Annotated in this window: 20 protein-coding genes; 13 read left to right on the top strand and 7 right to left on the bottom strand. The window is 72.5% G+C overall.

The window, feature by feature from the left end; translation table 11 throughout:
- The gene (locus H030_RS34275) at window positions 1-2,583 is read left to right on the top strand and encodes a CocE/NonD family hydrolase (RefSeq protein WP_051223458.1); all 2,583 of its coding nucleotides are present in this window, start codon (window positions 1-3) and stop codon (window positions 2,581-2,583) included.
- 25 nt (window positions 2,584-2,608) lie between these two features.
- On the top strand, window positions 2,609-3,070 hold the full coding sequence (locus H030_RS0122015) for an RrF2 family transcriptional regulator (RefSeq protein WP_027007718.1): 462 nt from the start codon (window positions 2,609-2,611) through the stop codon (window positions 3,068-3,070).
- Here the strand turns inward: H030_RS0122015 and H030_RS34270 are convergent.
- The 4 genes from H030_RS34270 to H030_RS0121995 are packed head-to-tail and all read right to left on the bottom strand — an operon-like array spanning window position 3,067 to window position 6,696.
- On the bottom strand, window positions 3,067-4,032 hold the full coding sequence (locus H030_RS34270) for a sulfate/molybdate ABC transporter ATP-binding protein (RefSeq protein WP_035129259.1): 966 nt from the start codon (window positions 4,030-4,032) through the stop codon (window positions 3,067-3,069). The two genes, H030_RS0122015 and H030_RS34270, sit on opposite strands and share 4 nt — an antisense overlap.
- Window positions 4,029-4,835: a sulfate ABC transporter permease subunit CysW gene (cysW, locus tag H030_RS0122005; RefSeq protein ID WP_027007717.1), complete on the bottom strand. Its 807-nt coding sequence runs from the start codon at window positions 4,833-4,835 to the stop codon at window positions 4,029-4,031. Before cysW ends, H030_RS34270 begins: the two co-directional genes overlap by 4 nt.
- Window positions 4,825-5,664, bottom strand: coding sequence for a sulfate ABC transporter permease subunit CysT (cysT, locus tag H030_RS0122000; protein ID WP_027007716.1), 840 nt, complete (start codon window positions 5,662-5,664; stop codon window positions 4,825-4,827). Before cysT ends, cysW begins: the two co-directional genes overlap by 11 nt.
- 3 nt (window positions 5,665-5,667) lie before the next feature.
- On the bottom strand, window positions 5,668-6,696 hold the full coding sequence (locus H030_RS0121995) for a sulfate ABC transporter substrate-binding protein (protein WP_027007715.1): 1,029 nt from the start codon (window positions 6,694-6,696) through the stop codon (window positions 5,668-5,670).
- A gap of 119 nt (window positions 6,697-6,815) precedes the next feature.
- Between H030_RS0121995 and thyX the strand changes: the two genes are divergently transcribed.
- The 11 genes from thyX (at window position 6,816) to H030_RS0121935 (ending at window position 15,703) form a co-directional block, all read left to right on the top strand.
- The gene (gene thyX, locus H030_RS0121990) at window positions 6,816-7,586 is read left to right on the top strand and encodes an FAD-dependent thymidylate synthase (protein WP_027007714.1); all 771 of its coding nucleotides are present in this window, start codon (window positions 6,816-6,818) and stop codon (window positions 7,584-7,586) included.
- Window positions 7,587-7,623: 37 nt separating this feature from the next.
- Window positions 7,624-8,124: an RNA polymerase sigma factor gene (locus H030_RS0121985; RefSeq protein ID WP_051223456.1), complete on the top strand. Its 501-nt coding sequence runs from the start codon at window positions 7,624-7,626 to the stop codon at window positions 8,122-8,124.
- Complete coding sequence (locus H030_RS0121980; RefSeq protein WP_027007712.1) at window positions 8,121-9,140, top strand: hypothetical protein; 1,020 nt, start codon at window positions 8,121-8,123, stop codon at window positions 9,138-9,140. The genes H030_RS0121985 and H030_RS0121980 overlap by 4 nt, the downstream gene beginning before the upstream one ends.
- A 105-nt stretch (window positions 9,141-9,245) precedes the next feature.
- Window positions 9,246-10,076: an ACP S-malonyltransferase gene (locus H030_RS0121975; RefSeq protein ID WP_027007711.1), complete on the top strand. Its 831-nt coding sequence runs from the start codon at window positions 9,246-9,248 to the stop codon at window positions 10,074-10,076.
- Between the two features lie 2 nt (window positions 10,077-10,078).
- The gene (locus H030_RS0121970; RefSeq protein ID WP_196809230.1) at window positions 10,079-11,164 is read left to right on the top strand and encodes a beta-ketoacyl-ACP synthase 3; all 1,086 of its coding nucleotides are present in this window, start codon (window positions 10,079-10,081) and stop codon (window positions 11,162-11,164) included.
- Complete coding sequence (gene fabG, locus H030_RS0121965) at window positions 11,157-11,840, top strand: 3-oxoacyl-ACP reductase FabG (RefSeq protein WP_027007709.1); 684 nt, start codon at window positions 11,157-11,159, stop codon at window positions 11,838-11,840. The genes H030_RS0121970 and fabG overlap by 8 nt, the downstream gene beginning before the upstream one ends.
- A 60-nt stretch (window positions 11,841-11,900) precedes the next feature.
- Window positions 11,901-12,155 (top strand): acyl carrier protein, encoded by a 255-nt coding sequence (locus H030_RS0121955; RefSeq protein ID WP_027007708.1) that lies wholly within the window; start codon window positions 11,901-11,903, stop codon window positions 12,153-12,155.
- Window positions 12,156-13,337: a beta-ketoacyl-[acyl-carrier-protein] synthase family protein gene (locus tag H030_RS0121950; protein WP_027007707.1), complete on the top strand. Its 1,182-nt coding sequence runs from the start codon at window positions 12,156-12,158 to the stop codon at window positions 13,335-13,337.
- A gap of 10 nt (window positions 13,338-13,347) precedes the next feature.
- Window positions 13,348-14,712, top strand: a complete 1,365-nt coding sequence (locus H030_RS34265) for an acyl-CoA carboxylase subunit beta (protein ID WP_035129258.1) — start codon at window positions 13,348-13,350, stop codon at window positions 14,710-14,712.
- A complete protein-coding gene (locus H030_RS37710) occupies window positions 14,709-15,344 on the top strand; it encodes a TetR/AcrR family transcriptional regulator (RefSeq protein WP_027007706.1) in 636 nt (211 codons plus the stop codon). Before H030_RS34265 ends, H030_RS37710 begins: the two co-directional genes overlap by 4 nt.
- A 26-nt stretch (window positions 15,345-15,370) precedes the next feature.
- On the top strand, window positions 15,371-15,703 hold the full coding sequence (locus H030_RS0121935; RefSeq protein WP_027007705.1) for an MmcQ/YjbR family DNA-binding protein: 333 nt from the start codon (window positions 15,371-15,373) through the stop codon (window positions 15,701-15,703).
- Here the strand turns inward: H030_RS0121935 and H030_RS0121930 are convergent.
- The 3 genes from H030_RS0121930 to H030_RS0121920 form a co-directional block, all read right to left on the bottom strand.
- The gene (locus H030_RS0121930; RefSeq protein ID WP_027007704.1) at window positions 15,678-16,100 is read right to left on the bottom strand and encodes a hypothetical protein; all 423 of its coding nucleotides are present in this window, start codon (window positions 16,098-16,100) and stop codon (window positions 15,678-15,680) included. The genes H030_RS0121935 and H030_RS0121930 overlap by 26 nt on opposite strands.
- A gap of 462 nt (window positions 16,101-16,562) precedes the next feature.
- Window positions 16,563-17,180: a PilZ domain-containing protein gene (locus tag H030_RS0121925; protein ID WP_027007703.1), complete on the bottom strand. Its 618-nt coding sequence runs from the start codon at window positions 17,178-17,180 to the stop codon at window positions 16,563-16,565.
- A gap of 56 nt (window positions 17,181-17,236) precedes the next feature.
- Window positions 17,237-18,823 carry a S53 family peptidase gene (locus H030_RS0121920; RefSeq protein ID WP_027007702.1) on the bottom strand — a complete coding sequence of 529 codons (1,587 nt, stop codon included), beginning with the start codon at window positions 18,821-18,823 and terminating at the stop codon, window positions 17,237-17,239.
- Window positions 18,824-18,866 lie beyond the last annotated feature (43 nt).

Below are 18,866 nucleotides of genomic sequence, written 5' to 3'. Positions count from 1 at the left end.
ATGCGTCGCGCGCACGTCGTCCTGGCCGCCCTCTGCCTCGCCCTGCTCGTGCCGGGCGTGGCGAACGCGACGTCCTACACCCTCGGGTCGGACGGCGAGACCGCCGAGGCCTACAACTACCACGCGGCGGTCCGCGAGCGGGTCTACATCCCGCAGCTGGGCGTCGACACCGACGGCAACGGCGTCACCGACGACGTGGCGATCGAGATCATGCGCCCGGCCGGCTCCGGGCCGGCGAGGCAGGTCCCGGCGATCATCGACCCGAGCCCGTACTACGCGTCGCTGTGCCGCGGCAACGAAGGCCAGTGCATCGGGGACACCGACGCCAACGGCGTCAACGACAGGTGGCCGCTGTTCCTGGACAACTACTTCGTCCCGCGCGGGTACGCGGTGATCTACGCCGAGGCGCTGGGCACGGCGAACGGGACCGGCTGCGTGATGCACGGCGGGCCCACCGACATCAACGCCATGAAGTCGGTCGTCGACTGGCTCAACGGGCGCGTCGCAGGCTTCACGGGACCCAACAGCACCGGCGGCGCGGTCACCGCGACCTGGCACGACGGCAGCTCGGCGATGATCGGCAAGTCCTACGACGGCACGCTGGCCGAGGGCGTCGCGGCGACCGGCGTGTCCGGACTGAAGACGATCGTCCCGGAGTCGGCGATCGACGACTGGTACGGCTACTCGCGCATGGGCGGGATCCGGTTCAACACGCACTACCCGAGGACGCTGTCGTCGGCGGTGACCGACGCCGCCGACCGCGCCGCGTGCGCCGGGCCGTGGGCCACGCTGGACGCCGACGACGGCGACGCGACCGGCGACCGCAACGCGTTCTGGGACGCCCGCGACTACCTCACCAACGTCTCGAACGTGACGGCGTCGGTCCTCGCCACCCACGGGCTGCAGGACGACAACGTGCGCCTGGACCAGCTCGCGTCGTGGTGGGCGGGGCTGAAGCTGGCCGGCGTGCCGCGCAAGCTGTGGCTGCTGCGCGCGGGCCACGCGGACCCGTTCGACGTCCGCCGCGCGGCCTGGGTCGACACGCTGCACAAGTGGTTCGACCACTGGCTCTACGGGATCCCCAACGACGTGATGGACCAGCCGCGCGTCGACCTCGAGAACGCCGACGAGTCGTGGAGCACGCTCAGCGACTGGCCCGACCCGGGCGTCGGGCGCGTGGACCTGCACCTGCGCAGCGGCGCGGCGAGCACCGACGCCGGGACCGTCGCGCTGACCTCCGGCGGCACGCTCGACACGCTGTCCTGGCTCGACGCGCCCAGCCAGAGCGAGACGACGATGATGAACACGCCGGGCGGCTCGCAGGCGTCGCGGCGCGTGTTCCTGTCGGCGCCGCTCAAGCGCGACCTCCGGATCTCCGGCACGCCGCTGGTCGACCTGAAGGCCTCGCTCGACCAGACGCAGACGAACCTCGGCGCGTTGTTGGTGGACTACGGCGGGACCACGCCGAGCACCCAGGTCACGCGCAACGGCGAGGGGTTGAGCAACACGACGACGAGGACCTGCTGGGGCCAGGACGACACGGCCCAGACCGGCGACTTCAGCGCCTGCTACCTCGAGGTCACGCAGCCGCGGACGACCGTCGCCCCGGGCGCGCCGTGGCGCGTGACCAAGGGGATCCTGGACTCGTCGAACCGCACGTCGCTGTCGGGCCCGGCGCTGGCCACCATCGGCGTCGAGACCGAGTTCCCGATCATCCTGGTCCCGCAGGACCACGTGTTCGCCGCGGGCCACCAGATCGGCGTGATCCTGGTCGGCGACGACACGGGCTTCCCGTCGATCCGGGGCACCGGGCCGGCGACGAACATCACGATGAACGCCAAGACCACCACGGTCGCGCTGCCCGTCGTTGGCGGCGCGGCGGCGGCCGCGGCGTCGGGTGGCTTCGACACGACGTCGCCGGTCTTCACGGTGCCCGGCGACCAGACGCTGACGGCGCCGGCGGGCGCGACCGGCGCGGTCGCGACGTGGACGCTGCCGGCCGCGACCGACGACCAGGACCCGAGCCCGGTGGTCGCGTGCGACCCGGCGTCCGGGTCGGCGTTCCCGGTCGGCACGACGACCGTGACGTGCACGGCGACCGACGCGTCGGGCAACGCGGCGAGCGGGACGTTCGCGGTCGTGGTCGACGCCACGCCGGCCCCCGCGCCGTCGCAGCAGCAGCCGCCGCCACCCGCGAGCGACGGCGGTCAGCAGGTCGGCGGCGTGACGACGCCGGTCCCCGCGCCCGGCGGCGTGCCCGCGACCAGGCCCCAGGCCCCGGCCGCCACCGCGACGCTCGACACGGTCCCGGTCGGGCTGACCAGGCTCACGCTCTCCGGCCGGACGCACGGCCGCGTGGTGCTGCGGTTCACGCTCTCGCGCGCGGCGGTCGTCACGGTCAGCGTCAAGCGTCACGGCGCCCGCAGGGCGACCAAGACCATCAGGAAGTCGCTGGCCAGGGGTGCGCGCTCGGTCACGGTGACCGGCCTGAGGCGCGGCCGCTACGACGTCACGATCACGACCAGGCCGCAGGCCGGCAGCGGGCCGGCGCGCACGGTGCGCAAGAGCGTCGGGGTCGCCTGACCGCCCGGTCTGGAACGATGCGGAGGTGCGCATCTCCGCGAAAGCCGACTACGCCGTGCGGGCCGCGATCGAGCTGGCCGTCGCCGGCAACGAGCGACCGACGAAGGGCGACGCGGTCGCGCAGGCCCAGGGGATCCCGCTGAAGTTCCTGGAGAACATCCTCGCCGACATGCGCCACGCCGGGCTCGTGACGTCGCGCCGCGGCGCCGAGGGCGGCTACTGGCTCGCCCGGCCGGCCGAGGAGATCACGGTCGCCGACATCATCCGCGCCGTCGAGGGCCCGCTGGCGACCGTCCGCGGCGGCCGCCCCGAGGACGTCGACTACTCCGGCACCGCCGAGCCGCTGCAGAAGGTCTGGATCGGCGTCCGCGCCGCGCTGCGCAGCGTCGTCGAGCAGGTCACGCTCGCCGACCTCGCCGCGAACAAGCTGCCCAAGGGTGTCGAGGCCCTGGTCAAGGACCCCGAGGCCTGGATGACCCGCCGCTAGCTGGCCTCGGCCAGCGTCAGCTCTGCGTGGGTGTCGGGGCGGACGTAGACGATGTCGCCCTCGGCGAGCTCGAGCTGCTCGGCCTCGCTGCGGGTCAGCTGCGCGGCGACCGCGCCGTCGCCGGCCAGCTCCAGCTCGACGCGGACCTCGAAGCCGAGGTGCACGACGCGGGTGACCTGCGCCTCGATCGCGCCGGACTCGGGGTCGGGCTTGAGCACGAGGTCGTGGGGCCGGACGAGGCCGCCGCCGAGCCTCGCCACCGGGCCGAGGAAGCCCATGACGAACTCGTTGGCCGGGTTGTCATACACCTCGCGCGGCGCGCCGACCTGCTGGATGCGGCCGTCGTTGAGCACGACGATGCGGTCGGCGAGCTCCATCGCCTCCTCCTGGTCGTGCGTGACCAGGACCGTCGTGACGTCGACCTCCTCGTGCAGCCGGCGCAGCCACGCGCGCAGCTCGGCGCGGACCTTGGCGTCCAGCGCGCCGAACGGCTCGTCCAACAACAACACCTTGGGCTCGATCGCCAGCGCGCGGGCCAGCGCCATGCGCTGGCGCTGGCCGCCGGACAGCTGCGACGGGTAGCGCTCCTGGTAGCCGGCCAGCCCGACGATGCCGAGCAGCTCGTCGACCTTGGCGGTGATCTCGTTCTTGGGGCGCTTGCGCACCTTCAGCCCGAACGCGACGTTGTCGCGCACCGTCATGTGCTTGAACGCCGCGTAGTGCTGGAACACGAAGCCGATGTCGCGCCGCTGCGGCGGGACGTTGGTGACGTCCTGGTCCTCGATGATCACGCGGCCGGAGTCCGGGACCTCGAGCCCCGCGATCACGCGCAGCAGCGTCGACTTGCCCGAGCCCGACGGGCCGAGGAGCGCGGTCAGCTTGCCGGGCGCGATGTCGATCGAGACATCGTGGAGCGCGTGGAAGTCGCCGTAGTGCTTGTTGACGTCGGAGACCGCGATCATCGTGCATCACCCTTGCGTTGCAGGACCGTCATCACGAGCAGGGTCGCGAGCGCGATGACGGCGAGAAGGGCCGACGCCGCGTACGCGCCGGCCAGGTCGAAGTTCGAGTAGCGGTTCTCGACCAGCAGCGGGAGCGTGATCGTCTCCCCCGCGATCTTGCCCGAGACGACGCTGACCGCGCCGAACTCGCCGATGGCCCGCGCGGTCGAGAGCACGATGCCGTAGGCCACGCCCCAGCGGATCGCCGGGAGCGTCACACGCAGGAACGTCTGCGTGCGCGACGCGCCGAGCGTCGCGGCCGCCTGCTCCTGCTCGTCGCCGATCTCGCGCAGCACGGGCGTGACCTCGCGCACGACGAACGGCAGGCAGACGAAGATCGTCGCCAGGACCATGCCCGGCACGCTGAAGATGATCTGGATCCCGGCGTTGCTGAGCGTCGGGCCGAACCAGCCCTCGCGCCCGTAGAGCAGGAACAACGCGAGGCCGATGACGACCGGCGAGATCGCGAACGGCAGGTCGATCACGGCCTCCAGCAGCCGCTTGCCCCTGACGTTGGAGCGCACGAGCAGCAGCGCCGCGACGATCCCGAAGATGGTGTTCAACGGGACCGCGATCGCCGCGATCTCGACCGTCAGCCAGAACGCGCTGACCGCCGCGGGCGTCGTGATCGAGTCGATCACCGCGCCGAGGCCCGGCTCGAACGTCCGGTACAGCACGACGCCGATCGGGACCAGCAGCAGCAGCGCGAGGTAGCCGAGCGCGACGATGCGCAGGCCGATCCGGCCTGGGGCGCTAATGGTCATGCCGGTTCCCCCAGTACTCGATCGCGCGCAGGGCGATCAGCATGACGAGCGACACCAACAACAACAGGACCGACACCGCCGCGGCGCCGGACGGGTTGTCGCTCTCGATCTGCTTGAAGATGAACACCGACGACACCTGCGTGTCGAACGGCCTGTTGCCGGAGATCAGGACGATCGAGCCGAACTCGCCGACCGCGCGGGCGAAGGCCAGCGCGGCACCGCTCAGGATCGCGGGCCCGAGCGCGGGCAGGATGATCGAGCGGAAGACCCGCCACGGCCCCGCGCCCAGCGACGCCGCGGCCTGCTCCATCTCCTGGTCGAGCTCCATCAGCACCGGCTGCACCGCGCGCACGCCGAACGGCAGCGTCACGAACAGCAGCGCCAGCGCGACCGCGACCTGCGTGAACGCGAGGTTGACGCCGACCGGCGACTGCGGGCCCCAGAGCGCCAGCAGCGTGATGCCCGCGACGATCGTCGGCATCGCGAACGGCAGGTCGATGACCGCGTTGACGAACTTGCGCCCCGGGAAGTCGTCGCGCACGAGCGTCCACGCGATCGCCAGGCCGGCGATCGCGTTGATGGCCGCGACGACCACCGAGATGATCACCGTGAACTTGAGCGCCGCGACGGCCTGACGGCTGCTGATCGAGTCCCAGAAGTGGCCGAGGCCGCCGTCCAGCGACTTCGCGGTCAGCGCCGCCAGCGGCAGCAGCACGATCAGGCTCAGCCACAGCGTGACGATGCCGACGCCCAGCCCCGTGAGGGACCGGGAGCCGGCGCGCTCGCCCACGCGGGCGCGCGCTCGTCCGGTGATCGTCGCGACGCCCATCGCCTACTTGGCCGTCGAGACGCCCGCGTCGTCCTCGATCTTGGCGACCGAGCCCTTCTCGGGGTCGAACAGCTCGTCGTTGACCTTCTTCCAACCACCGAAGTCGTCGATGGTCTTGACGGTCTTGGGATCGGGGAACCTGGACTTGTTCTTCTCCAGCACCGACGCGACGACCGGGCGGTAGCCCCAGTCGGCGAAGTGCTGCTGGGCGGCGTCGGAGAACACGTACTTGACGAACGCCCTGGCGGCCGGCGTGGCCGACGACGTGGCGGCGATCGGGTTCTGGATCAGGAACGTGTCCTGCGGCTGGACGAGCTGGATGTCCTTCTCGCCCTTCTTGACCGCGGTGTAGTACTCGTTCTCGTAGGAGATGAGGACGTCGCCCTCGCCGCCGGTGAACGTCTGCAGCGCCTCGCGGCCGGACTTCGGCTGCACGGGGACGTGGTCGGTGAGCAGCTTCTTGACGTAGCCGATGCCGCCGTGCTGGTAGGCGCCCATCAGGTTCCACTTCGCGGAGCCGGACGTGAACGGGTTCGGGGTGACGACCTTGACGCCGGGCTTGAGGAGGTCGTCCCAGCCGTGGATGCCCTTCGGGTTGCCCTTGCGCACCACGAACGAGACCAGCGACGTGGAGACGAAGCCGCCCTTGCCGCCGTCGGCCGCGGTCTGGTCGACCCAGTCGGCCGGGACCAGCTTGGGGTCGACGAGCTTGTCGACGTCGGGCGCGAGCGAGAGCGCGACGACGTCGGCCTTCTGGCCCGCGGCGACCGCACGCGACTGGTCGCCGGACGCGCCGTAGGAGGTCTTGAAGCCGATGCCCCTGCCGTCGGCGGTCTTCTGGAAGTCGGGGATGATCTGGTCGTAGACGACCTCGGGGGTCGAGTAGGCGACCAGCGAGATCGAGCCCTTCGAGCCGCTGGAGCTGCCGCCCGCGGACGCGGACGAGCTGTCGCTCGAGTCGGACGAGCCGCCGCAGCCGGCGACCGCGAGGGCGCCGATGGCGAGCGTGGAGAGCAGGAGCTTGGACTTCACGGGGTCGGGTCCTCCAAAAGGGGGTAATCGCACTCGGGATTCAGGAGTTCGGCAGTGTACAGCAAGCTTGTAGGAAAGACGGAGGTAGTCGGGAAGCCTGTGCCAGTTAGGCTCAGGGCGTGCGCGAGACGACGCCGCAGGTGTTCCTGATCGCCCGTCCGGCGCTCGATCCGGACGGCCTGCGCGGCTACCTGGAGGCGGTCGGGGGCGCGTCGTGGCTGGACCGCCGCGCGGGCTCCGACGCCGAGGCGCTGGTCGAGTTCGCGGGCCGCGCGTGCTACCGCTCGTGGGAGCCGGGGCTGAACCCGAACGTCACGAGGATCCGGACCGACCAGCGCGAGTACCTCGACAACGTGCTCGCGTCCGGGCACGGGAGCGTGCTGGAGCACGCGTCGTTCACGTTCGCGTTCCGCGACGTCTCGCGCGTGTTCACGCACGAGCTGGTGCGCCACCGCGCGGGCAGCGCGTTCTCGCAGGAGTCGCTGCGCTACGTGCGGCTGAGCGAGATCGGCTTCCGGGTCCCGCCCGCGCTGGAGCCGATGCGCGAGCGGGTGATCTCCATCGTCGAGCAGCTCGAGGAGCTGCAGGTCCGCGCGGCGCAGGAGCTGGGGCTCGACGAGGACGGCGTGCCGTTCGCCGTCAAGAAGGAGGCGACGAGCGCGCTGCGGCGGCTCGCGCCGCTGGGGTTGTCCACCGACATCGTCTGGACCGCCAACGCCCGGACGCTGCGCCACGTGATCGCGCTGCGCACCGCGCCGGGCGCGGAGGAGGAGCTGCGGCTGGTGTTCGACATGGTGGCGTCGATCGCCGTGGCCGAGGCCCCGTCGTTGTTCCAGGACTTCACGCGCGAGGCCGACGGCACGTGGGTCCCGGCGCGCGGCAGGGTCTAGCGGTCACAAACCGGCGGGGTTGCCGGTAGAGGTGGATGTGGACGACGACTTCGCCGCCTTCTACGAGCGACATGTAGGTGTCGTGACCGCGTACGTCGCGCGGCGCGTCGGCGGCCGGGCCGACCTGGCGTTCGACGTCGTCGCCGAGACGTTCGCGCGGGCGCTGGAGCGCCGGGCGCAGCACGACCCGGACCGCGGGCCCGAGATCGCGTGGCTGATCGGGATCGCCCGCAACCTGCTGGCCGACGCCGCCGCGCGGCGGCGCGTCGACGCCGCGGCGCGGATCCGGCTCGGCATGGCGCCGATCGCGCTCGACGACGACGCGTTGCGGGCCGTCGAGGTGCGCGCGTCCCACGACCTCGCGGGCGCGCTCGCCGCGCTCCCGGACGACCAGCGCGAGGCGGTCCTGCGCCGCGTCCTCGCCGACGAGTCCTACACCGCGATCGCCGCCTCGATCGGCACCTCCGAGCAGGTCATCCGCCAGCGCGTCTCCCGCGGCCTGGCCCGTCTGCGCCGAACCCTGGAGAACCCCGCATGACCGACCCCTTCGCCACCCTCCGCGACGAGCTGCGCGCCGCCGAGCAGCGCCTGGCCGCGCCGCCCGCGCCCGCCAAGCCGCGGCGGCTCCGGGGCCGCCGCCCGCTGCTCGTCGCGATCACCGTGCTGGCGCTCGGCGGCAGCGCGACGGCGGCGGTCGTCTCGCTGACCGGCGGCGAGCCGTCGCCGCCGCTGCACGGCGACACGCCGCCGGGCACCGGGATCAAGCACTACTCGATCTCCCTGCGCCCCAACCTCGGCGCAGGCGAGGCGGGTTGGTGCTGGACGATGCACTTCGGTGGCGGCGGGGCGCTGGGCTGCGGCTCGGCGCCGTCCGCTGACGCCGCTCAGATCGCGGGCGGCGACCTCATGCTCGGCCGCCCCACGCGCGGCGCCGGCACGTGGCACGACATCGAGTTCCGGATCCTCGCGCCGCGCGTCGCGACGGTGGTCCTCCCGGGCGGCCGCCGGATCACGCCGCGTCCCGACCGCGGGCTCCCGTTCGGCTGGACCGCGGTCGTCGCGTTCGCCGCGCTGCGCAGCCAACCACCGGCGCCACAGGTCTTCAGGCTGCTCGACGCGGCCGATCACCCGATCGCCAACTCGGAGGTCGACACCGACCGCTCGCCGCGCGGAGTGGCCGCGCTGCCGGTTGTCTCCGTGAACGCGAGGAACCCCCCGGACCGCCCCTGCGCGATCCACCACCGCGCGCTCCCCCACCTGTCGGCGCAGGACCAGAAGGTCGTCGGGGTCCCGATCGCGCGCGGCGCCGCACCGGTTCTCGGACGGGCGTTCCGGACCTGCGCGGCCGCGCTCTATTCCTACGGCAGGCATCGCGTGACCGCGGCGGTGCTCACCGACGTCGCCGGTCCGGCCTTCAAAGCCGCCGATCTGCCGCTCGGAGCGCCGAACATCACGGCCCGGAGAATCGGGCCCAACTGGCTCGTCACGTACGGCCCGGATGCCGCCTCGCGGCGCACCGTCCTCGCCGCGTTGACGGTCGTCGCACCGCGCTAGCACGCCGAGGCCCCCTCCAACGGGTGCGTTCGACGTGATTCGACACTCTCAGGCCCCGTGTCGAGATCGTGAAACCTGCGTACCTGGGCGCGCTAAGTGTGACTAGTGCCTTCGATCGCCGCGATCTTCCCCGGGCAGGGCTCACACGCGCCCGACATGGACCAGCCCTACCGCGGCCAGCCCGCGTTCGAGCGCGGCCTGGAGCTGCTGGGCTTCGACCCGTTCGAGCGCCTGGACGAGGGCACGCGCTTCCAGCAGCCCGCGATCTTCCTCTGCTCCGTCGCCGCCTGGGACCTCTGGCGCGCGGAGAACCCGGACGAGCTGTCCGACGTCCGCGCCGCCGCCGGCCACTCGCTCGGCGAGTACGCCGCGCTGGTCGCCGCCGGCGTCCTGCAGTTCGACGACGCGATCGCCCTCGTCAACGAGCGCGCCTCGGCGATGGCCGACGCCGGCGACCTGCACCCCGGCTCGATGGTCGCGATGCTCGGCGGCGACGACCACGCCGTCCGGGCGATGGCGGACCGCCTGGGCCTGACCGTCGCCAACGACAACGCGCCCGGCCAGCTCGTCCTGTCCGGCGCCGTCGAGGCGATCGACCAGGCCGAGGAGCTCGCCCGCGACGAGACCGGCGCGCGCGCCCGCCGCCTCCAGGTCTCCGCCGCGTTCCACTCGCCGCTGATGCAGCCCGCCGCCGCCCGGCTGGCGACGGCGCTCGCGCAGGTGGAGATCGGCACCCCGCACTTCCCGGTGTACGCCAACGGGACGGCCGCGCCGTTCACCGACGTCCGCCGTGAGTTGAGCGAGAACCTCCTGCGCGCCGTCCGGTGGCGGGAGACGATGCTGGCGCTGCGCGCGGCCGGCATCGAGCGCTACGTCGAGCATGGTCCCGGCGCGGTGCTCACCGGATTGGTCAAGCGAACCCTGGCGGCGGCGTAGTCATGCAGGCAGCGACGGTCACCGAAGCGACTCCTACAACTGAGGCGCCCACGCGCATCACGACGACCGAGCGCCGCGCGCCGGCCTCGACCCCGCGCACGCGCAACCGGCGCCCGCTTCCGCGCGGGCTGACCGCCGGCCTCTTCGGCGTCGGCGCCGCGCTGCCGGAGACCGAGATCGACAACGCCTACTGGGAGCAGCGGCTCGACACCGACGACGCGTGGATCGTCCGCCGCACCGGCATCCGCACGCGCCGCTGGCTGGAGCCGGGCGAGCCGCTCGCGCCGCTGGCCGCCCAGGCCTGCGCCGCCGCGCTGGCCGACGCCGGCCGCCTGCCCGACGAGGTCGACCAGGTGATCGTCACGACGATCACGCCCGACAAGGTCACGCCGGGCCTCGCCCCCGAGGTCGCGCGCCTGATCGGCGCCCACGGCGCCGCCGCGGTCGACCTCAACGCCGCCTGCGCCGGGTTCCTGTACGCCTTGGACCAGGCCGCCGCGCTGGTCGAGACCGGCCGCGCCCACGTCGTCCTGGTCTGCGGTGCCGAAGCGCTCTCCCGCCTCACCGACACCGAGGACCGCGGCACCGCCGTCCTCTTCGGCGACGGCGCCGGCGCCGTGGTCGTCGCGGCCGGCGAGCTGGAGCGCGGCGTCGCGCGCATGGTCCTCGGCTGCGACCCCGAGCAGGGCGACCTCCTCTTCGCCGACAACGAGGACCGCAAGCTGCGGATGCAGGGCCGCGAGGTCTACCGCCACGCGGTCGCCCGGATGGTCGAGGCCTCGCGCGACGCGCTCGACGCCGCCGGCCTGAGCACCGCCGACCTCGACCTGTTCGTCGCCCACCAGGCCAACGCCCGGATCATCGAGGCCGCGGCCCGCGAGCTCGGCCTCCCCGCCGAGAAGCTCGCGCTCAACGTCGACCGCGTGGCCAACACGTCGAGCGCCTCGATCCCGCTGGCGCTCGCCCAGGCCGAGGCCGACGGCCTCCTCAAGCCCGGCATGACCGTCGGCCTCGCGGCCTTCGGCGCCGGCTTCGTGTGGGGCGCGGGCGTCGTCTCCTGGAAGGAGCGCCAGGACGTCTATGCCTGAGCAGAGCGAGAAGGTCGCGCTGGTCACCGGCGGCACCCGCGGCATCGGCGCCGCGATCGCCGACCGCCTGCGCGCCGACGGCTACAGGGTCGCGACGCTGGGCCGCTCCGGCGGCGACGTGCAGGCCGACGTCGCCGACGCCGAGTCGGTCCAGAAGGCGTTCGACGAGGTGCGCGCGAACTACGGCCCCGTGCTGATCCTGGTCAACAACGCCGGCGTGACCGCCGACGGCCTGGCGATCCGGATGCCCGACGACGACTGGGCACGCGTCATCGACACCAACTTGACCGGCGCCTTCAACTGCACCAAGCGCGGCTTGGAGGACATGTTGAGGGCTCGCTGGGGCCGGATCGTCAACATCTCGTCGGTGAGCGCCGAGCGCGCGAACTCCGGCCAGGCGAACTACACCGCCGCGAAGGCCGGGCTGCTCGGCTACACGCGCGTGGTCGCCAAGGAGATGGGCAAGCGCAACATCACGTCCAACGCCGTGACGCCCGGGTTCGTCGAGACCGACATGACCGCCGACCTGCCCAAGGACGAGATCGCCAAGGCGGTCCCGGCCGGGCGGCTCGGGCAGCCGGAGGACATCGCGGCCGCGGTCGCGTTCCTGGTCTCCGACGACGCCGCCTACGTCAACGGCGCGACGCTCGCCGTGGACGGCGGGCTCGGCGCGTAGCCGCGCAGCAAGAACTTCATCTTCATTCCCGAGAACATCAACAAGGAGAACACCACCATCATGGCCGCCGACCAGCAGGAGATCCTGGAAGCCATCCGCGCCGAGCTCGCCGCGATCAAGGTGCCCGACGCCGAGACCGCGCAGCCCGACACGACGTGGGAGCAGCTCGACGTCGACTCGCTCGACCTCGTCGAGCTCGTCAAGGCGCTCGAGGACCGCTTCGGCGTCCAGATCGCCGACCCGGACCTGAAGGGCATCGCCTCCGTCGGCGACGCCATCTCCCTCGTCGAGCGCCTCCAGGGGGCCGCAGCGTAGATGGACGGCATCGTCGTCACCGGACGGGGCATCGTGTCCCCGGTCGCCACGGGCGTGGACGCGTTCTTCGACGCGCTGCTCGGCATGCAGGGCGGGATCTCCGAGGATGGGCTCGCGCCGTGCGCCGACTTCGACCCGGAGACGACGATGACGCCGAAGGAGGCGCGGCGCACCGATCGCTTCGCGCAGCTGGCGATCGACGCCGCGCATCAGGCCGCGGCCGAGGCGGATCTGCCCAACGGGGTCGATCCGCGCCGCATCGGCGTCATCGTCGGCACCGGCGTGGGTGGGCTGACCACCCTGCAGGCCGAGTGCAAGACGTGGCTGGAGGAGGGCGACCGCGCGGTCTCGCCGCTCTTCGTCCCGATGATGATGCCCAACGCCGCGGCCGGGCAGATCGCGATGCGCCTGGGCCTGCACGGCCCCGGCTTCTCGATCGCGTCCGCGTGCTCGACCGGCGCGCACTCGATCGGCGAGGCCGCGCGGATGATCCAGCGCGGCGAGGTCGACGCGATGGTCGCCGGCGGCACCGAGGCCGCGCTCGTCGGCCTGTGCATCGCGGCGTTCCGGCGCATGGGCGCGCTGTCGCGCGTCGGCGAGTCGCGCCCGTTCGACACGCGCCGCGACGGCTTCGTGATGGGCGAGGGCTCGGCCGTGCTCGTGCTGGAGCGCGAGGAGCATGCGCGCGCTCGCGGCGCCCAGATCTTCGCGCGCGTGACCGGCTACGGCGCGTCCAACGACGCGTTCCACATCACCCAGCCCGAGGAGAACGGGCGCGGCGCGGTCGAGGCGATGACCGAGGCGCTCGCCGACGCGGGCCTGACGCCGGCCGACATCGGCTACGTCAACGCGCACGGCACCTCGACGCCGATCAACGACCGCGTCGAGACGCTCGCGCTGCGCAAGGTCTTCGGCGAGGACTCCGGCCCGCCGGTCTCCTCGACCAAGGGCGCCGTCGGGCACACGCTCGGCGCGGCCGGCGCGATCGAGGCGCTGGCCTGCGTGGAGGCGCTGCGCCGCGGCGCCCTGCCGCCCACGCTGGGCCTGGAAGACGTCGACCCCGAGTGCGCCGCCGATCACATCGCCGGCGCGCCGCGCGAAGCGCCCGACCTGAAGGTCGCGCTGAGCAACTCGTTCGCCTTCGGCGGACAGAACGCAACCCTCGTGTTGCAGGAAGCATAGGACCGCACTCATGAGCGCCGTCTTCGACGTCACCCTCGAGCACCACCTCGCCGCCCGGGCGCGGCTGGAGCTGCTCTTCGACCCGGGCACGTTCCGGCCGATCCGCACCGCGGTCGGCGACGGCGTGCTGTCGGGGTCCGGGCGCGTCCAGGGCCGCCCCGTGGTCGCGTGGGCGCAGGACGGGTCGTTCAAGGGCGGCTCGCTGGGCAGCGCCGGTGGCGAGACGATCGCCCGGACGATCGAGCGTGCCGACGCGCTGGGCGTCCCGGTCGTCGGCTTCCCGCACTCCGGCGGCGCGCGGCTGCAGGAGGGCGTGGCGGCGCTGACTGCCTACGCCCGGATCTTCCGCGCGCAGTCGATCGCGACGGTCCCGATGATCTCCGTGGTCTCCGGGCCGTGCGCCGGCGGCGCCGCGTACTCGCCCGCGCTGGGCGACTTCGTGATCATGACGGCCGAGGCCTACATGTTCCTCACGGGGCCGAAGATCATCGAGCGCGTGACGCGCGAGGTGATCTCCTCGGAGGACCTCGGCGGGCAGAAGGTCCACGGCGCCAACGGGGTCGCGCAGCTGCTGGCGCGCGACGACGTCCACGCCGCGGAGCTGACGCGCCAGCTGCTGACGTACCTGCCGGACCGCGTCGGTGGCCAGGGCGCGCCGCTGGTCCCGCCGGCCGACGCGCCGGACGAGGATCCGGGTGACGTGCTGCCGGAGTCCCCGCGCCAGGTCTACGACGTGCGGCTGATCGCCGAGCGGCTGCTCGACCGCGGCGGGTTCCTGGAGATCGCGCCGAAGTGGGCGCGCAACCTGGTCGTCGGCTTCGGCCGGATCGAGGGAAGGTCGGTCGGCGTGATCGCCAACCAGGCCAAGCACCTCGGCGGCTGCCTCGATGCCGCCGCCGCCGAGAAGGGCGCGTGGTTCGTGGAGCTTTGCGATCGCTTTGGGATCCCGTTGGTCGTCCTGAGCGACACGCCGGGCTTCCTGCCCGGAGCCAAGCAGGAAGCGGCTGCCGTGCTGCGTCACGGCGCATCGCTGCTGCGCGCGTTCGGCGCGGCGACGGTCCCGCGGGTGACGGTCACGCTCCGTCAGGCGTATGGTGGAGCGCACATCGTCATGAACTCCCGCGATCTTGGTGCGACGTTGACGCTTGCCTGGCCTGAGGCCCGGATCGGTGTCATGGGCGCGCGCCAGGCCGTCGAGCTGGTCCGCCGCCGCGAGATCGCGGCCGGCGCAGACGCAGTGGCTTTGGCCGACGCGTACGAGGCAGAGCACCTGCCCGTTCGCGTTGCGGCCGCCGCGGGGTTCGTGGACGAGGTCGTCGCGCCGTCGGAGACGCGCGATCGCATCGCCCACGTCCTGCACATGGCCAAGGCGTGAACCCGGACGGCGAGCGCCTCAGGGAGGAGTCCCGCAACGCGACCGAGGAAGCGATCCTCGACGCCGCGCGCGACGCGCTCGCCGACACGGAGTACCGGCGCCTGACGATGGACGTCATCGCGAAGCGGGCGTTCGTCTCGCGGACCGCGTTGTACTTCTACTTCCCGAACAAGCGCGCGCTGGTGGATCGGTTGATCTCGCGCGCGTTCCTGGACATGTACGAGGCGGCGTCGCCGTACCTGGACGGCAGCGGCGACCCGCGCGCCGAGCTGCGCCGCGGCCTGGCCCGCACCGTCCGGATCATCGACCGCGACGGCCACGTCCTGACGCTGGCGGCGATGCTGTCCGGCGAGGAAGACCGGTTGCCGCCGCAGTGGCTGCCCTACGTGGTGCGGTTCGTCGCGGCCGCGACCGACCGCATCGCCCGCGACCAGGCCCGCGGCATCGCGCCTTCCGACATCCCGCCGCGCCTGGCGGCGCAGGCCCTGCTGGCGATGGTCGAACGCCACGTCACGCTCGAGCTGATCCAAGGCGGCGGCGACGCCCACCAGTCGATCCGGGTGTTGGCGGAGCTCTGGTGGCGCGCGGTGTACTCGAAGCCGGCCGAGCCGCTGCCGGCCGACGACGACTGAGCGCCGGCGCGGGCCCGAGGTCGTCGATGAAGGCCTCGGAGCTGCGGGACTGGTGCCTGTCCATGCCGGGCGCCGTGGAGGAGTTCCCCTTCGCGCCCGAGACCTCCGTCTTCAAGATCGCGGGGAAGATCTTCGTCCTGTCGCGCCTCGGGGCCGCGCCGCTGAAGCTGTCGCTGAGGTGCGAGCCGTTGTTGGGGGAGTCGCTGCGCGCGTCCTACGCGTCGATCGTGCCCGGCTACCACCTCAACAAGAAGCACTGGCTGACGATCACCGTCGGCGAGGACGCCGGCGACCAGATGGTCCTGGACCTGATCCAGGACTCCTACGACCTGGTCAAGCCGAAGCGGCCTTCGCGCTGAACGTCACCCTCGACCTGCAGATCAACCCGCTCTTCCTGGCGGTCACCGTCTCCTTGACGGTTGCCTCGACCCGTCGGCCGCCATCGCTGAACGCACCCGTGACCGTCTGGTCCTCCGTGTGGACCTCGTTCAAGCCCGGGATGCCCGGCGCGTCCTTGTAGACCTTGTGATAGGAGAACGTGCCGTCCGCCCTGATCGTCGGCGCCTGGTGCAGGTACTTCGCCTCGGCGATTCGCCTATGCCCGTTGTTGCACGTGGAGATCTGGTTGAAGCGGAACTGGAAGGTCCTGCCGTCGCCCGTGACGCGCGCGGAGACCTTGCGGTGCTGCGACGTGTGGCCGGTGTATCGAGCGCCCTTGAGGGGAGCATCGGCCAGCGCGATCCCACTCACCGTCATCGCCCCTGCCGCCACCACTCCGACCCACACCACTCGCCTCAGCATTCGAGCGTTGTGCCCGGTGCCCCGGATCCCAAGCGCTAGAACCCGGCGTGCCCCGGGTTGACCGGCGGCCGCGGATCCTCCCGCGGCGGCTCAGCACCACCCCGCTCCTCCGTCCTGGTCGGCTTCCCCAACGGCGTCAACCCCGGGATCTTCAACCTCACCTTCTTCCCATCCCTGGTCACCAGATCAGGCTGCCTCGGATCCAACGGCTCCCCCGGAATCGGACTCATACCCCAACGCTACTCCCCGAGGTCAACCTCAGCGAAAGGCGGGCCGCCCGCGGAGACCGGCAACCGGTTGCGGCGCCACACCCGACAACGCATCGGTACTCCAAGCGCCCGCAGCGGCGGGACTGTGGCCGCGGACACGACCGGTGGCGCGGCCGCGACGTCTCGATACCGCGTGTACCGAGCGGCGTTACCTGCCGCGGGCGGCGTCTTCGCGCGTCTGCTTCTCCGCGAAGCGGCGGGCCAGGGCCGCCCGGACCTCCAGCACCATCGAGTCGATCGTTGCTTGGGACTGGGGGTCGATGTCGGTGAAGCGGATGCCGGTGCCTTCGGGGAGGATCCGGACGATGATGCCGCGGGCCTTGACGGCGCCGCCGTCGCGGGGCATCTGGATCTCCACTTCGACCGCCGAGTTGCTGACGCCGAAGAAGCCGCCGGACAGGAACGCGCCGCCTGCGCTCACGTTCAGCGTCGTCGTCTCGCGCGTCATGCCGCTCCCGCTGACCGTCACCGGCAGCTGGACGTCGAGCCGCGGCGACGCGCGCAGGTTGTCGACGCGCCCCTCCCTGGCGGCGGTGAACGCCACGCACCCCTGAGCGGCCCGGTCGGCGGTCCCGTGCAACACAACCAAATGGCCTTGGTGCATGAACCGGATCTGCGCCGGGCGCGGCAGCAGCCCCGGCGTCGGGTCCCGCGGATCGCGCGGCAGCAGCCACGCGATGTCCTTGGACGTCGCCGCGACGATGCCTTCCATGGGGCGCACGCCGACGCTGAGCGTCGCGGGCATGAAGTCGCGGATCCGTCGCACCGCCCGGCATTGTGCCGGACGGCGCGGCGGTTGGTTTCCAAAACGCCACCGCTCAGCTACGCCGCAGTGCCCCCGCGCAGTCGCGCAAGCAGCGCCTGGCCGTCCGGCGAACCCAGCCCGGTGCACGCATCCCACCCCGCGCGGGCCGTGTAGCCCGGCGCGCCCGGCACGATGTTGTTGCCCTGCGTGATGTCGTGGAACCCCTGGCCCGCGAGCCCCCACCTGTAGAACGCGGGGTTCAGGAACCCGAGCCGCGTCCTCAGCGCGTCGTCGTACAGCGCGATCAGCCCCGCCCACAGCGGGGCGACGGCCGACGTCCCGCCGAACACCGCGTCCCTGCCGTCGACCCGGATCCTGTAGCCGGTCTCCGGATCGCCGACGCCCGCCACGTCCGGCACGCCGCGCCCCGGCTTGCCAGGCGGGTTCGCGTTCCTGTCGACCCTCGCCGCGGTCTGCCACGTGGGCACCGCGAACCGCTCCGACACGCCACCGCCCGTGGCGCTGTCCGGCCCGTCGTTCCACACCGTCTCGCCGCTGATCCTGCCGCCGTCGGCCAGCAGCCGCGTCCCGCCGCACCCCAGGACCAGCGGGCTCGACGCCGGGAAGTCCGCCTGCGCGGTCCCGTCGGTCGACCCGTCCCGCGCGCCGTCGTCACCGGCGGCCGCGGTCACGGTCATGCCGACGAAGCCGGCGTCCGCGAACGCCTGGTTCATCGCGGTGACCGCCTGCGGCGTCCAGTTCTCCTCCGCGCTGCCCCAGCTGATCGAGAAGACCGACGGCCTCCTCGCCGTGTCGTGCGCGGCGGCGAGGATCGCGTTGACGAACCCCGCGGTCGTGTTCTCCGCGAAGTACACCGCGATCCTCACGCCCGGCGCGACCGCGCCGACGACCTCGATGTCGAGCATCACCTCGCCGTCCGCCGGCCTGCCCGGGTCGTTCCTGCCCCTGCCGACCGGGATCGCCTCGACCGTCGGCGTCGGCATCCCGATCGACCTGAAGTACGTGTCGAGGTCGGCCTGCCGGAACCCGCCGCCGAGCTCGATGATCGCGACCCACTGGCCGCTCGCCTGGCTCGTCGGGAAGTTGTACAACTTCGCGATCTCCGGGACCGCGAACGCCCTCGGCGGCGCCGCCGCGGCGGCCCTCACGAGGCGCGGCCTCGCCTGCGGGCGATCGTCCAGCCCCAGGACCGCCGTGACGACGCCCTCCAGGTCGGCCGGGACCTGCACCGCGCCCTCCCGCCCGCGGTAGGCCAGCCCCTCGTCGTTCTCGTAGCGCCCGAGCGAGACGCCGAACGCCTCCCCCATCGCCGCGGCCGGGCCGCGCAGCAAGACGCGCCGCTGGGCCGCGCTCTCGTCGACGACCTCCAGCCCGTGGTCCTTCGCGAACCGCTCGACCTTCTCGACGTCGTCGTCGGCCGCGCCGAAGCGCGCGCCGAGCTGGTCGACGCTCAGGTCCCCTCGCGCGACCGGATCGGCCTCCGCGTGCGCGGCGAACGCGTCGGTCGCGTCGCCGTCCTTGCGGCGCAGGAGCACCGTGACATCGACCGGCTCGTCGGGCGGCGCGTCCGCGACGCGCCGGGCGCCCGGGAGGGGCTGCCGTTCCGATCCGGGAAGCTCGACGTACTGCGAGCCATTGCTCATGGCTGCTCACCTTTCGTTGAGTGTGAGCGCCTCCCGACGGTCG

Origin of the sequence: Conexibacter woesei Iso977N, assembly GCF_000424625.1 — a bacterium.
GTDB lineage: Bacteria > Actinomycetota > Thermoleophilia > Solirubrobacterales > Solirubrobacteraceae > Baekduia > Baekduia woesei_A.
This window is presented reverse-complemented; position numbering and strand designations above follow the sequence as displayed.

What these genes read in the sequence shown, in the direction of transcription:
- H030_RS34275 (WP_051223458.1), top strand. Translation starts at nt 1, where the DNA reads ATGCGTCGCGCGCACGTCGTCCTGGCCGCCCTCTGCCTCGCCCTGCTC.
- H030_RS34270 (WP_035129259.1), bottom strand. Translation starts at nt 4,032, where the DNA reads ATGATCGCGGTCTCCGACGTCAACAAGCACTACGGCGACTTCCACGCG.
- cysW (WP_027007717.1), bottom strand. Translation starts at nt 4,835, where the DNA reads ATGACCATTAGCGCCCCAGGCCGGATCGGCCTGCGCATCGTCGCGCTC.
- cysT (WP_027007716.1), bottom strand. Translation starts at nt 5,664, where the DNA reads ATGGGCGTCGCGACGATCACCGGACGAGCGCGCGCCCGCGTGGGCGAG.
- H030_RS0121980 (WP_027007712.1), top strand. Translation starts at nt 8,121, where the DNA reads ATGACCGACCCCTTCGCCACCCTCCGCGACGAGCTGCGCGCCGCCGAG.
- H030_RS0121970 (WP_196809230.1), top strand. Translation starts at nt 10,079, where the DNA reads ATGCAGGCAGCGACGGTCACCGAAGCGACTCCTACAACTGAGGCGCCC.
- fabG (WP_027007709.1), top strand. Translation starts at nt 11,157, where the DNA reads ATGCCTGAGCAGAGCGAGAAGGTCGCGCTGGTCACCGGCGGCACCCGC.
- H030_RS0121955 (WP_027007708.1), top strand. Translation starts at nt 11,901, where the DNA reads ATGGCCGCCGACCAGCAGGAGATCCTGGAAGCCATCCGCGCCGAGCTC.
- H030_RS0121950 (WP_027007707.1), top strand. Translation starts at nt 12,156, where the DNA reads ATGGACGGCATCGTCGTCACCGGACGGGGCATCGTGTCCCCGGTCGCC.
- H030_RS34265 (WP_035129258.1), top strand. Translation starts at nt 13,348, where the DNA reads ATGAGCGCCGTCTTCGACGTCACCCTCGAGCACCACCTCGCCGCCCGG.
- H030_RS0121935 (WP_027007705.1), top strand. Translation starts at nt 15,371, where the DNA reads ATGAAGGCCTCGGAGCTGCGGGACTGGTGCCTGTCCATGCCGGGCGCC.
- H030_RS0121930 (WP_027007704.1), bottom strand. Translation starts at nt 16,100, where the DNA reads ATGACGGTGAGTGGGATCGCGCTGGCCGATGCTCCCCTCAAGGGCGCT.
- H030_RS0121920 (WP_027007702.1), bottom strand. Translation starts at nt 18,823, where the DNA reads ATGAGCAATGGCTCGCAGTACGTCGAGCTTCCCGGATCGGAACGGCAG.